11 protein-coding genes are annotated in these 13,329 nt (G+C 51.3%); 6 read left to right on the top strand and 5 right to left on the bottom strand.

From position 1 onward, the window contains the following. The first annotated feature begins 27 nt into the window (after window positions 1-27). The 4 genes from NDI52_RS16515 to NDI52_RS16500 all read left to right on the top strand — a co-directional run bounded on the left by NDI52_RS16515 (window position 28) and on the right by NDI52_RS16500 (window position 3,408). On the top strand, window positions 28-1,497 hold the full coding sequence (locus tag NDI52_RS16515) for a TldD/PmbA family protein (RefSeq protein ID WP_190770573.1): 1,470 nt from the start codon (window positions 28-30) through the stop codon (window positions 1,495-1,497). 170 nt (window positions 1,498-1,667) lie between these two features. Further along, window positions 1,668-2,108 (top strand): NUDIX domain-containing protein, encoded by a 441-nt coding sequence (locus tag NDI52_RS16510; protein ID WP_190770516.1) that lies wholly within the window; start codon window positions 1,668-1,670, stop codon window positions 2,106-2,108. 356 nt (window positions 2,109-2,464) lie between these two features. Continuing rightward, window positions 2,465-3,010, top strand: a complete 546-nt coding sequence (locus tag NDI52_RS16505; RefSeq protein WP_190770515.1) for a DUF1003 domain-containing protein — start codon at window positions 2,465-2,467, stop codon at window positions 3,008-3,010. A gap of 197 nt (window positions 3,011-3,207) precedes the next feature. Then, window positions 3,208-3,408, top strand: a complete 201-nt coding sequence (locus tag NDI52_RS16500; RefSeq protein WP_190770514.1) for a hypothetical protein — start codon at window positions 3,208-3,210, stop codon at window positions 3,406-3,408. 62 nt (window positions 3,409-3,470) lie between these two features. Here the strand turns inward: NDI52_RS16500 and NDI52_RS16495 are convergent, their stop codons facing one another. After that, window positions 3,471-3,677, bottom strand: coding sequence for a hypothetical protein (locus NDI52_RS16495; RefSeq protein ID WP_190770513.1), 207 nt, complete (start codon window positions 3,675-3,677; stop codon window positions 3,471-3,473). Between the two features lie 480 nt (window positions 3,678-4,157). Here NDI52_RS16495 and NDI52_RS16490 point away from each other — a divergent pair, with 480 nt between their 5' ends. Further along, entirely contained in the window at window positions 4,158-7,421 is a 3,264-nt protein-coding gene (locus tag NDI52_RS16490) for a DUF1574 domain-containing protein (RefSeq protein WP_190770512.1), read from the top strand. 197 nt (window positions 7,422-7,618) lie between these two features. Here NDI52_RS16490 and NDI52_RS16485 read toward each other — a convergent pair whose 3' ends face one another. Together NDI52_RS16485 and NDI52_RS16480 are read right to left on the bottom strand one after the other, a co-directional pair. Next, complete coding sequence (locus NDI52_RS16485) at window positions 7,619-8,611, bottom strand: ribose-phosphate pyrophosphokinase (protein ID WP_190770511.1); 993 nt, start codon at window positions 8,609-8,611, stop codon at window positions 7,619-7,621. 387 nt (window positions 8,612-8,998) lie between these two features. Next, window positions 8,999-9,118, bottom strand: coding sequence for a photosystem II reaction center protein Ycf12 (locus tag NDI52_RS16480; protein WP_190770510.1), 120 nt, complete (start codon window positions 9,116-9,118; stop codon window positions 8,999-9,001). Window positions 9,119-9,295: 177 nt separating this feature from the next. On the opposite strand from NDI52_RS16480, the gene NDI52_RS16475 reads away from it, so the two are divergent. Then, on the top strand, window positions 9,296-9,664 hold the full coding sequence (locus tag NDI52_RS16475) for a YkgJ family cysteine cluster protein (RefSeq protein WP_190770509.1): 369 nt from the start codon (window positions 9,296-9,298) through the stop codon (window positions 9,662-9,664). Window positions 9,665-9,784: 120 nt separating this feature from the next. Here the strand turns inward: NDI52_RS16475 and ftsH3 are convergent, their stop codons facing one another. Beyond that, complete coding sequence (gene ftsH3, locus NDI52_RS16470) at window positions 9,785-11,626, bottom strand: ATP-dependent zinc metalloprotease FtsH3 (protein WP_190770508.1); 1,842 nt, start codon at window positions 11,624-11,626, stop codon at window positions 9,785-9,787. Window positions 11,627-12,134: 508 nt separating this feature from the next. After that, window positions 12,135-12,935: a hypothetical protein gene (locus NDI52_RS16465; RefSeq protein ID WP_190770507.1), complete on the bottom strand. Its 801-nt coding sequence runs from the start codon at window positions 12,933-12,935 to the stop codon at window positions 12,135-12,137. Window positions 12,936-13,329 lie beyond the last annotated feature (394 nt).

Genomic DNA, 13,329 nt, shown 5'->3' with positions numbered 1-13,329 from the left:
AAGGTATTGCCGATGCGACTTGCCACCCTGCCGGATGCTCTGTTGGTTTCCAAGCAAATTCCTGAACTCAGCTATAGTGCGACGCGCGATCGCTTTGACGAATCCTGGCGTGCACCTCTCTCCACACTGCTGGGCTTGGGCCGGGCTGCAGGAGCCGACTTCATCGAGTTTTTCCTGGAGCGCACCAACTACATCAGTTGTCAGGCCGAAGAGGACAACATCACCAGCATTTCCCCTAGCATCAGCCTTGGTGCCGGAGTGCGCGTCTTCAAAGGCTTGGCTGACTGCTACGTCAGCACCAACGACCTCACCTTTAATGGCCTCAAAGCCGCTTTAGAAAAGGGCTTGTCCATTCTTGGTCTGATCCTTCCCAGCCCCAACGCCTTTGTCCCCGAAATCAACCTGGAATTGATGCGGGACTACGCGACCGTTCGCAACAAAGATAGCTGGCTCACCAACTGTAGCCCCATGCGCGAAATGGGCGAAGTGCTTCTGGCTGCCAATGCCGATGTCGGTAAGAAAGCCACTCACATTCAGTCCCGTCGCGCCGTCTACTTCCGTGACTGGCAGGAAGTGTTGGTCGCCGCTAGCGATGGCACCTTCGCCCGCGACATTCGCCTGACCCAATCTGTGGGTTACAGCTTGCTTTGTGCCGATGGCGAACACCGTACCTCCATTGGTAAGCGCGTTGGTAGCACCAGCCAACCCGACTTCCTTCGCACCTGGAACTACGAAGCTGATGGCGATCAGGTAGCAGAATCTGCTGGCAAAATGCTCTATGCCGACTATGTTGAGTCCGGCACCTATCCCATCATCATGGCCAACGAGTTCGGCGGTGTTATCTTCCACGAAGCTTGTGGTCATCTGCTCGAAACCACCCAGATCGAGCGCAAGACTACTCCCTTTATGGATAAGAAAGGCGAAAAGATTGCTCACGAAAATCTCACGGCCTGGGATGAAGGGCTTTCCACTGACGCCTTCGGCACCATCGATATGGATGATGAAGGGATGCCTACTCAACGCACCCTGCTGATCGAAAACGGCATCCTCAAGAATTTCTTGAGCGATCGCGCGGGTTCCATGCGCACCGGTCATCCCCGCACCGGCAGCGGTCGTCGCCAGGGTTACACCTACGCAGCCGCCAGTCGCATGCGCAACACCTATATCGCCCCCGGCAATTTTGATGTCAAAGACCTGTTTGCCTCCGTTGACAAAGGCATCTACTGCAAAAACATGGGCGGCGGCAGCGTTGGCGCTACGGGACAATTCAACTTCGCCGTTTCCGAAGCCTACCTGATCGAAAATGGCGAAATCACTAAGCCCCTCAAAGGCGCAACCCTCATTGGTGAAGCCACGGAGATCATGAACAAAATCTCCATGTGCTCCAAAGACCTGAGCTTGGCAGCAGGCTTCTGCGGCTCCGTCAGCGGTAGCGTCTACGTCACCGTTGGTCAGCCCCACATCAAAGTGGATTCTATCACCGTTGGTGGACGTTAGATTTTGAGTTGAATCTTTAAAGAGAAAGGAGGGGCGATCGCCCCTCCTTTCTCTTTAAGGCAATTGTCTCGAAAGGTTTGTTAGATCTTCCGAATAAGAGTGATTGAAACGGTAGTTTATCCTGTGCAAAACACAGGATAAACTACCGTTTTGGATAAAGAGAAGAATAGATGGGAGCAAACCAGATTCGGGTTATTGCAATTTGTGTGTTTCGGTGTGAAGATGAAATCCTTGTAGCCGAAGAGTTTGACCACGTAAAGGAAACACCATTTTATCGACCTCTTGGAGGTGGAGTAGAACCAGGGGAATTGGCGATCGCTGCCATCCAACGAGAGATCCTGGAAGAACTTGAAGAATCCATTCATCAGGTGCAATTGCTGGGAGTGTTGGAAAATCTATTTGAGTACGAAGGGAAACCGGGTCATGAAATTGTGTTTGTCTTTGATGGTCAATTCGTAAATCCTGACATTACCCAGCAAACTATTTTGAGAGGGATGGATAGTGGCGATCATGTCATTCAGGCTAGGTGGCGATCGCTCGACAGCTTTGACTCCTATCATCGCCTTGTGCCAGAAGGACTGATGCAGCTTCTAATTACTCAGCCTAATTAAATATAAGACCTAAAAGGTTGCGTTGTTTGTGAAGCGAATGGCACAATCTTTTAGGTCTTATATTTAACTGAAATTACCTGCTTAACCTCAGTTCAGGATAAGCTGAAGTGCTCATTTTGGCGTGCGGTTTGCGCACACCAAAATGGGCGTTTTCGAGTGCCGCGCAACGCGCGGCACTCGAAAACGCCCTTAACCCGAACTCAGGTTACTTAACAGAAATACCCAAGATTTTTGTTTTTTTAGTTCTTAGTTGCAAAACCATGAGCAGCGTGTACTAAGCACATATTGATTACAGGCTTTAGCAAAACCTTCTGGAGTGTTGTATACAGAGATGTATCCATTTCAGGCGTCTGAATATGCACTCATCTCCTCCAACCCAAGGTAAAGTTCAGCCGAATGTTACACCCGAAGAATATCAGCTTATTCAGGATTTGCGGCAACGAAACCCAGCCCAAAATCCACCTCGAATGCCATTAACGTTAGGACAACGGTTAGCTGATTTGGTGGCAACAGCCGTTGGTTCGTGGCGATTCATTATCATTCAATCCACGCTCCTCATTCTATGGCTTATTACAAATTCAACAGGCTTCATTAATCATTGGGATCCTTATCCTTTTATCCTGCTTAACCTCATGCTTTCCTTTCAGGCTGCCTACACCGCGCCTATCATCATGATGAGTCAAAACCGACAATCTATCGTCGATCGCCAGGAGGCGAAGCATGACTACGAAGTTAATCTCAAAGCAGAACTAGAAGTCGAACTATTACAGGACAAATTGACTACACTTCGCGAACAAGAACTGGCTGAAATTCTTCAACTTCTTCGCGTACAACAGGAGAAGTTAAACTCCTTAGAGATAAACCTAACAAGCCTTCTAATCAACCGTGACAACGAACACTGATTGTTACAACCCTCTGCGATCTGGCGAGGTACGGAAGAAGGAGTGGAATATCATCCCACATCCCTCTCTCGTACCTCCTCAATTGGAAATGCTGTATTGCGGTCAAATCAGCCTTCTGGAAAAGTGGCACACTCTGTTAAGCGATACTGTAGTTCTTGGACTACACTTGTAATACAAAGGTTAATTGGAGATAGCCAATGGCTCAATACTTAAAGCGGTGGGAGTCGCCTCGCCGTGAAGGACGAAATGATAAAGGCCGAGGTGGCAGTGCTCGACAGCGACAACTCCGCAAACAGTTCAAAGCGCTGAAGAAAAAATTACAGGGCGATCGCCCCACGAAAGGAGGAGAGGCTTATCTCTCCTCCTTTTTCATATTCAGCCCACCCACCAAAAGCTAGAGGCCAGATTTTGCTACCGTTAAGCGACAGTAGAATCTGGCCTCTAGCTTTTGGTGAGACCATTAACGCTCTTCCACCTCAGAAGACTGAGTAAATCGCAAAATGGGGAGGCGATCGCCCCGAAACACCTCTTCACTGGCCTGACTCAGGCCCATCATCAATTCACTCACAGCACGCCCCACAATTAAGCCCGCCAGAAGCGGCACTGTGGCAACACTGAGAAGCAGGTCATGGGGCTCCAACTGAAATTCACGCTTCTGCTCAGCCATAGATCCCTCTGCTACATCGCAATCTACTTCTCCTCCTATCTTGCACTAAAACCTAAAAACCCGTTTTGCTGGAACCTAGAGTTTGGACTAATTCTGCCTGCCGCGCGGCAGGCTTTCGGGTTTCGCTTCGCTGAAAAGCTTGCTACGCAAGCTTTTCAGCGAAGCGAAACCCAACTTAGTCCAAAGTCGAGTGGGAAGGTAGTCGTCTCGCAGCTACTCCCACAACGTCATGGTTGAACCAGGTGGATGGGGTGCGGTGAAAGGGGCACGAAGTGCCCACACACGCCTAGAACACTACCCAGAACGGTTCACAACGGACGTGAGATGACATATAAGTCTAACGACGTTACCAAATCGCGCTAAACTTCACAAAAAAGTTGGGTTTTCCCACGGGATAGTGCACCAATTTGAGAAGAGTATGTTATCCCTGAATGGCAGATCTGTTCTGGGCTTTGTGTTGTGATTTCGGCTTAAACACGAATGGTTCAATCGACTCCCCAACAGCGAAATAAGTCCCCTCTGGCGCAGTGGTTTCATGAAACCGTGTCCCTCGATGATGCGCGGGTACAATTTCGGCTAACGGGCAACAACCTCATTATTACGATTCAGAGTGAGGCGGAGCCAGCGCCAGACCAGACTCTCATCCTGTCTCAGTTGCTTCCGGCCCTCCAAACGGTCAACCTGAACGACCTGATACCCGCGAACCAACCCGAAATCTATCAAATTTTCCTGTACGGCCATGTCGCCAAGCAGAAACGCCCCAGTTGGACGACGGCCATTGACCTGAGCCAACTCGATCGCCACATTGAGCAATTTCAGCAAATGCAGTTAGAGGCAATTGCCCTTAACCAGCCCGATCCGGAAGAAGGAGAAACCCAATCCGAAGCGATCGCCATCAGCCATCCTCACGCTGAAGCCTCACCCAAATCTTCCTCGCTTGCGCCTCCACTCGATGCCTCTCCACCCGAGCCAACCTCGGCTCCCGTACTTCCCAACCCCACCCTCTCCCCTGCGCAACGGGGAAATCTAAAGGCGATCGCTCGTTACCTGAGCGAAACCTTAAGCAATCAAAATATTGCCGTTCAAGTGCGAGAGCAAACGCTCCCACCTGCCCCCTCTGTTCGATCTCGGGGCCTCATTCGTCGTCTTTGGGTTACCTGCGAAGCAGTTTACAGCCCTGACCCATCGCTACTTGCAGAACCGATTGCTCAGCAGTTGCGATCGCTCAATCTGGAAAGTTTTCAGGATGCCCTGGTAGTCGTGCAGGTACGGGGTGAACCCAACCCTGACTGGCTGCTGCGAGTCGACCTCACCCCGCCCGATGCGATGTTGCAGGATTGGGGCCGTTGGGGTGATGTTCAGGCCATTACCCGGCTCGTGAGTCGGGCCTTGAGCCATGAAGACCTCACCATCTCTACCGCATCCCTGCGGGAGCAAACCCTGCACCTGTTTTGCAGCCCCCTGTCAGGCCACAGCGAAGCGGCGATCGCCCCCTCAGAAGAGCAAGTGCGGGGCATCATTAAGCCGTTGCTGGATAGCCTGGCTCCCCGAGGCATTCATGGAGCGACCGTTTACGGTCAGCCCCTCGATGCCGAGACCCCGGCCTGGGTATTCTGGCTGCATCTGCCAGCGTCCCAACGGGAAGATCGCTCCGAATCGGCTATGGAGCGCGCACGAAAGGGTGACTGGGGGGCGATCGCCTTCCTCCTGAGCCGTCTGCTCAACCCTGATTTGGAGCGGCAACTCGCCACAGGTGGAATTCGCATTCAACTGCTCGCCAAAGCCGATCGGGACGGCGGCACCCTGCTCCATGTCATGGCTGATGCCCCCGTTTGCCCCGATCAACATGATGTGTCCACAACCGCCGAGCGTTTTCTGCGGGAATTGCAGCTACCCGATATAGCCGGAGTACGCATTTATGGCCGCCGGGCCGGACAAAAACATCCTCTCTGGTGCCACGGTGTAGACTTCCGCTCCCGCGCCCGACTTGTACCCGAAGCGATTCCTGAGTTTGCGGCAAGCGATGCCTATGTCAGCGAACTTATTGCTCCAGGGGATGGTGCCAAACTGCGGCCCGACCTGACTTCCGAGGATGTGCAACAGGCCTGGAGTAACTGGCGCGATCGCCTTTCCCAGGGTTTGCGCCACCTCTTGGTCCAGAGCTATCTGCTAGTTCCTGCACAGGAAACCCCATTACTGACAGGCACAACAGAACAAAAAAGTGGTTGGGCGCTGGCCTTCGTCTGGGGAGCAGCGGGCCTGCTCCTGGCATTGCAAACAGATTGGGCACTGGCTCGATGGTTGCAACCATCAACCACTCAAACCGCTAATACAGCGCAAGTTCAACCTAAGCAGCCTGATATCCCTTCCCCATCGCCCGCAACGACCCAGGCGCGCCTCAATCAGCCTGCGGAGACTTCAACGAAGAAGCAGGAAACAACCTCTAAACAGGACGCAAAGAAGCAAAAAGCAACGGCACCCAGTTCTGACCGTTTCACCCAACCCAGCCCGAGCTCCGAGAATGAGCTACCTTATACGCCCATTAAAGTAGAATCCCAGCTCACCACGGCAGAAATTTTGGCGGGTAAGTCACCCTACCCAACCTTTAACAGCCGTCAGCTCGATGAAAAGCTGTTGCTCTACTACGAACGCATGAAACAGCAAGCAGCGCCCTCGGATGTGCTGATCGTAGGTAGCTCACGAGCCTTACGGGGCATTGACCCTGTGGCCCTTCAGACAGAACTGGCAGCGCTAGGCTACAAAGACATTAGTGTATTCAACTTCGGCGTCAACGGGGCTACTGCCCAAGTAGTGGAATTGTTGTTGGATCAGCTACTGGAACCAGGCCAATTGCCGAAACTGGTCATTTGGGCCGATGGAGCCCGAGCCTTCAATAGCAACACGGTGGATGTCACCTATAACGGCATTGCGGTGTCTCCCGGCTATCGTGATTTACGATCTGGCCGATTAGAACGCCCCGCTCTCCCGACAGACGAGGCCAGTGAAACCCTGGCTAAAGCAGAACCCAAAGCTCAGGGCATTACCGCACCGCTTGCCGCTAGCTATGAAACCGTTGATCGGCAGATTAGTGAAGGTCTGGGGCATCTTTCTGCCGTATACTCTCAGCGCGATCGCCTCAAGCAACAGTTTCAGGAAACCGTTGCCGCCCTCCTGCCCTTGCAAAACCTGATTCCGGCCCAAGGTGCCCAACTGGCGGATGCCAATCTCCCTCCAGAATCCCTGGTTTCTCTCTCAGAGCAAGGGCGTGAAATGGTCGATTTTGACGGCTTCCTGCCTATATCCCTGCAGTTTAACCCTGCTACGTACTACCAAAAATACGCCCGAGTCGCCGGCCGTTACGATGGCGATTACCTCAATTTTCGTTTAGCCGGAATACAAGCCGACGCCATGCGCAAGTTGGTAACAACCATGAAGGCACGTCAAGTTCCTGTCGTGTTCGTCAACCTGCCTCTAACAGACGAATATCTGGATAACGATCGCCAATCCTACGAACAACAGTTCCGCGAGTTCATGGTCAAAGAAACCCGCAATCAACCCGACCTGATGTTCCGCGATCTCTCCGAACTCTGGGTAGAAGGGTATGACTACTTCTCAGATCCCAGTCACCTCAACCGTTACGGGGCCTATGAAGTAGCCCGTCGCCTCGCCCAAGACCCCCTCATCCCGTGGGACGTCTTGAAGCAACCCGAGCCAAGTCCATCACCAAGCTCCACTGTGCCTTAACAGGACTTACGCATTAATGTTGTGTGTGGTGTACGAAGCACACTACACACAACATTAATGCACCAATTAAGTTTGGTATCGCTACAGGTATTCATCAATGAATACCCTTAACTTTCATTAAAAAATAAAAAAACCATGGCTACCTATACAAGCATTAGTAGCCATGGTTTTCATGCTCTAAATCAAAGAGAAAACACTTAGCGGAACATACTGCTAACAGAGCTTTCCTCATGAATACGCCAAATCGTCTCACCAATGATATTGGCAACCGAAAGGAGCGTGAGCTGCGGGAAACGCCGCTCCTCGGGTACTGGAATTGTGTTTGTTGCAATTACCTCTTCAAACAAACCGCTAGACAAGCGCTGACTTGCAGGAGGCGAAAAAACAGGGTGAGAAATACAGGCATAAACTTGCCGTGCGCCATGTTCGCGAAGTATTCGAGCACCCTCACAAATGGTCCCAGCAGTATCGATCATGTCATCGACCATTACTGCCGTTTTTCCAGCGACATCCCCAATCACATTCATGACCTCGGCCACATTATGGGCCTGTCGACGTTTGTCAATAATGGCCAGAGGAGCCTCATTCAGCTTCTTCGCGAAAGCACGGGCTCGAGCCACACCACCCACATCAGGAGAAACAACCACAATGTCTGGTAATTGCTTGCTAAGCAGGTAGTCAATCAAGACCGGGGAGGCATAGACATGGTCAAAGGGAATATCAAAATAACCCTGAATCTGAGCCGAGTGTAAATCCATCGCCAGCACCCGGTTAGCGCCAGCCTGAGTAATCAGGTTTGCCACCAACTTGGCCGTAATGGACTCTCGACCCGCAGTTTTACGATCGGCCCGAGCGTAACCATAGTAAGGAATCACCGCCGTAATTTGGCGGGCCGAAGCACGGCGACAGGCATCGATCATGATGAGCAACTCCATCAGGTGATCATTCACCGGATTGCAGTTAGGCTGCATCAAATACACATCACAGCCGCGAATGGATTCTTGAATCTGAATGTAAAGTTCGCCATCGGCAAACCGCTTGCGAACCATGGGAGACAGATCCATTCCCAAGTAGCGGGCAACCTCCTCTGAGAGGGCTGTATTCGCAGAGCCCGAGAGTAGCCGCAGGCGGCTATTCTCAGCCAGGGAGGGAAATGATGGTTGGAGGGTAAGAGTGGCAGAGCGGGTCACGACAGTTCCTTGCAGAGAAGAGTCACCGCAATATTATCATTCCGGACTTAAAAGGCTATCCGAATTCATTACAATTTGTGGCGTTCTTGCAAAACTCTGCAGAAACGCCATAAAAGACCCAAAAAAGGATTGACTCAACGCTAAAGTGCGGTGTGCGTCAAAAAGTAGGGAAATGACCAAATTAAGGAAAATCATTGAAATAAAGGTAAACGCTTCAGATTGACTGAAGCGCACACCTCTATAATAAGAGTCTTCCCTTTTATTTGCCTGACCAAGACAGGAAACAATCTTCTTAAAAGATTGCTTCCTGTGCTTCAAGGGACAAGGGCAGGCAAGTGCTGGCAAAGGTTCTAAACCCTAACAGCGTTCGGGATGTTTTATACCCCTTTAGAGATCGCCGCCACGGAATGCCAAAACAAAGATGACAATGGGGCCAGCGAGCATGATCATCCCGACCAGGGTCAGTTGAGCGATGACTTCCCAGTTGAGGTTGCTAATTAGATCCATGTTTTCCTCAGATTTGCCGACGGTGGCTAATAGATAGTATTTGTAAAGCTGAGAACCATTCTACCTGTGGTGGGGCGTTTCTTTACGAAGAAAGTTGATCATTTCTCAGAATTCTTCACCTCGTTTCAGACCTGTAAGGGTCAGGCATACATTTCCCAATTTCTTGTGCAAGATTTTATGGCTACCTGGTTCTGTGTTAAAAAGTGCGGTGCTTGCTGCCAGCTCGATCCAAGCGATCGCCCCGATCTCGATGAATACCTTTCCCCGGAAGAACTTGAGCAGTACTTGAGCATGGTGGGCGAAGATGGCTGGTGCATCCACTATGACTCTGAGTTACGTGAGTGCCAAATTTACGACGATCGCCCACGCTTCTGCCGTGTGAGGCCTGACACCTTCCAGGACATGTTTGGAGTGGAGCCTGAGGAATTCAATGACTTCGCCATCGAGTGCTGCCAACAGCAAATTGAAGGCGTCTACGGCAACGTTAGCGATGAAATGCTGCGCTTCAGCCTGGCCCTCGGTTGGGATGCCCCCAAAGATTTATAACCCCAACTTCATCGCAGTGTGCATTCTAATTGTGGGTGGCATGTGAACCCCACCACCCACAATCAAAAAAGAAACGGGAGCAGCTTACTGCTCCCGTTTTTAAGGTTTTAGAACTCAAGATTAGGCGATCGGAGCCATCTTCACATCGCTAACCGCCAGTAGCTCTTGTAGCTCTTCGGAATCGACGGTTTCCCGCTCAACCAGCATTTGAGCCAGTTGATTCAGGACCGAACGGTTTTCTGCCAAAACCGACTTAGCCCGACGGTAAGCCTGCTCAACCAGGTTACGAACCTCGTCGTCAATGGCAGAAGCGGTTTCTTCCGAGAAGTCACGCTCAGCCATGATGTCGCGGCCCAGGAACATACCACCCTGCTGACGCCCCAAAGCAACAGGCCCCAGACGCTCGCTCATCCCGAAGCGAGTAACCATTTGACGGGCAACCCGTGCCACCTGTTGCAGGTCGTTGGAAGCACCCGTCGTGACTTCCTCTTCACCAAAGACGATTTCTTCCGCGACACGACCACCGAGGGCAACCGCCATCTGATTTTGCAGATAGGAACGGGAGTAAAGACCCGAATCCATCCGTTCTTCACTGGGGGTAAACCAGGTCAAACCACCCGCACGGCCACGGGGAATGATGCTGATTTTCTGAACAGGGTCGTAGTCCGGCATCAAGGCCCCAACAAGGGCATGGCCAGCTTCATGGAAGGCAACCAGTTCCTTGCGCTTCTCGCTCATGACGCGATCTTTCTTCTCGGGGCCAGCCAGGACGCGATCGATCGCATCATTGACTTCATCCATCGAGATTTCCGTCAGGTTACGACGGGCCGCCAGAATCGCAGCTTCATTTAACAGGTTTGCCAGATCAGCCCCAGTAAAACCAGGAGTACGGCGAGCGATTTTGTCGAGATCCACATCCTTCGCCAGAGTTTTACCCCGAGCATGGACATTGAGGATTTCCAGGCGACCTGCATAGTCGGGACGATCAACCACTACCTGGCGATCGAAACGACCGGGACGCAGCAGAGCCGAATCCAACACATCAGGACGGTTCGTAGCGGCAATGATGATGATGCCACTGTTCCCTTCAAAACCATCCATTTCAGTAAGTAACTGGTTCAGGGTCTGCTCCCGCTCGTCGTTACCGCCACCCAGACCAGCACCCCGCTGACGACCTACGGCGTCAATTTCATCAATGAACACAATACAGGGGGCGTTAGACTTAGCCTGTTCAAACAGGTCACGAACGCGAGACGCACCAACCCCAACGAACATTTCAACAAACTCAGAACCCGAAATCGAGAAGAAGGGAACACCGGCTTCCCCAGCTACCGCCCGCGCCAGTAGAGTTTTCCCGGTTCCCGGAGGCCCAACCAGCAGCACACCGCGAGGAATCTTGGCCCCAACAGCTGTGAAGCGTTCGGCATTTTTCAAAAAGTCCACAACTTCGGTCAGTTCCAGCTTGGCCTGCTCAATACCCGCAACATCGTTGAAGGTAACTTGCGTCTGCGGCTCCATCTGAACACGGGCCTTGGACTTGCCAAAGTTCATGGCCTGGTTGCCAGGACCACTCTGGGCTCGGCGTAGGACAAAGAACAGAACAACCAGGAGCAAGAAGGGAATGAGAAGAGTACTCAGAACTCGAGCCAGCACGTTCTCATTGTTGGGGGGAGACACAATGATTTCAACATTGCTGTCATCGAGAATTTGCAGGAGATCAGGATCGTTGGGCAACAGGTTGACCTGAGCCTTTTGACCGTCTTCAGTCGTCACCCTTGCCCAGGTACGGTCAGCGCTAATGGTGACCTTTTCAACGTGGTCCTGCTGAACCTCTTCAATAAATTGGCTATATCGCCAGGAGCGAATGTCTTCAGGTTGCCGATCTAACAGGGAGTATCCCAGGAAGATCACAACAACAATCAAAAGAACATACAGTCCTGCATTTCTCCACCGTTTATTCACCGGGGGTTTTCCTCCTGAACACTGAGCTGTGGAATGGAATGAATCTCAAGAACTGGGATTTAAAGTAAAGTTCTCTGAAGAATTTAGGGTCATTACCGACCAAAGAGAGATCAATCTCGGTTGAATCGGCAAGGCCGAATGTCTAAGCCAGAGTATTGATTTATGTTAATTAATATTAACCTAATCTTTCATAATCCGGCGATCGCATTTCCAGGAATGCTTTTACGGGCTGATCCCAGTTAAGAGGCATTACTCCAAATTATAGATCCTTGATTCGGAAAGGCTCGGAAACGAATTCTGCTCTCAGGGATGACACAAGCACAAAAATAAGGTTTAGAAATTTGATGACGGGATGAGATGCTCACTAAAAGAGCACGTCATCCCATCATCGAGAGGAATCAAAACAGGGGGTGAATCCCACTCTTGTAAGTGAAGCGGGCGAAGCTCGCTTCACTTACAAGAGTGGGATTTCAAATTTGCAAAAGTGGGATGCACCCAAAACAGGTAACTAATCCTGCGGAGGTGGCAGGATTTGAAATGTACCATCTGGCTTAGAAACCACCCTTCCCCCAACCTGCTCAATTCGCTGCACCGCAATCTCGCGGGTCAGCTTATCCTGCGCGGTAGATAGTACCGTGCCCCAGGCTATAAATTGGGCTATGCGGCTCTTCGGGTTCCGGGCAATAAACGCCGCCGTCTGTCGGGAGCTCTCGGCGACTTGAGCGGCCTCTGGTAAAGGAGATTTTTCAGCCCACTCAGCCGCGGTCAGGAAGGATTGCTGAGCTGCTTTTGCATCTCCGAGAAACAGCAATTCATCAATACCTTTGCGGCGCCATAAATAAAAGGAGTCAGGGGGAGACGTAGGGGTCAGCTGCGACAACCCTCTGTTCGTCAGTTCAATGGTTCGTTCTGGCATCCCAGCATAGACACTGGTGCTGTTCGACAGAAACAGATAGGCCAGGGAAAAGTGCGGATCTCGACCCAAAATGACTTCAAAATATTCTGGGCTAAGGCGGTAGTCAGTGCGCAACCGCACAGGCTCATCACCAAAATATTGCAGGAAACGTAAAAATACCCAATCTGCCACGACATTGTCAAAACCAAAGGTAGGAGCCTTCTTTAGCAGATTTAACTGTACTTGCTCCGCCTCCAGGTCACGACGAATATCAGCGATAGGAGCTTCCTGGCTACGAGTACGGAGTTGCTGAAGCTGAGGCCATTGCAGTAGGGCGATCGCCCCCACACAGCCCAAAATACAAGCCATAGTGACAACAACTTGGGTTATGGGACGCTGGACCTGGGCATTCATTGGTTCGTTACCTATCAACGGAAAAATTTATGGAATTCTTTGTTCTACAAAATAGTGGCTCTATCTGGCTATCAGATGCCCACCAGCACTGATACAGCCATGCCCCTTGTATACCCCATTCAGCTAAATTGTGCGCAACCCTGACCAAGCCAGGCTCGGTTCATGGGTATTTTTGAGCGCGGTTTGTACACCGAAAAACATTTATGACCCGAACTTAATTTGACTAGTAGGCTACGGCCTAAGTTCGTTGCCTATTTTTTGTGGTGGGGTGCTTCGCACCCACCACAAAAAATAGGTTGTACACTTCTGCCCCAGCCTACTAGTTCACCACCACATCGGAACAGATTGTGTCATATCGCTGATAGCTGAATCCAATTCTAGGGGCAGGCTAAAA

It is taken from the genome of Leptolyngbya sp. PL-A3 (assembly GCF_039962325.1).
GTDB lineage: Bacteria > Cyanobacteriota > Cyanobacteriia > Elainellales > Elainellaceae > Vacuolonema.
The sequence above is the reverse complement of the archived record's forward strand: the minus strand, read 5'-3'. Positions and strand labels throughout refer to the sequence as shown.

Excerpts from the sequence above, each read along its gene's own strand:
- NDI52_RS16510 (WP_190770516.1), top strand. The coding sequence starts at position 1,668 with ATGGGAGCAAACCAGATTCGGGTTATTGCAATTTGTGTGTTTCGGTGT.
- NDI52_RS16505 (WP_190770515.1), top strand. The coding sequence starts at position 2,465 with ATGCACTCATCTCCTCCAACCCAAGGTAAAGTTCAGCCGAATGTTACA.
- NDI52_RS16500 (WP_190770514.1), top strand. The coding sequence starts at position 3,208 with ATGGCTCAATACTTAAAGCGGTGGGAGTCGCCTCGCCGTGAAGGACGA.
- NDI52_RS16495 (WP_190770513.1), bottom strand. The coding sequence starts at position 3,677 with ATGGCTGAGCAGAAGCGTGAATTTCAGTTGGAGCCCCATGACCTGCTT.
- NDI52_RS16490 (WP_190770512.1), top strand. The coding sequence starts at position 4,158 with ATGGTTCAATCGACTCCCCAACAGCGAAATAAGTCCCCTCTGGCGCAG.
- NDI52_RS16480 (WP_190770510.1), bottom strand. The coding sequence starts at position 9,118 with ATGGATCTAATTAGCAACCTCAACTGGGAAGTCATCGCTCAACTGACC.
- NDI52_RS16475 (WP_190770509.1), top strand. The coding sequence starts at position 9,296 with ATGGCTACCTGGTTCTGTGTTAAAAAGTGCGGTGCTTGCTGCCAGCTC.
- NDI52_RS16465 (WP_190770507.1), bottom strand. The coding sequence starts at position 12,935 with ATGAATGCCCAGGTCCAGCGTCCCATAACCCAAGTTGTTGTCACTATG.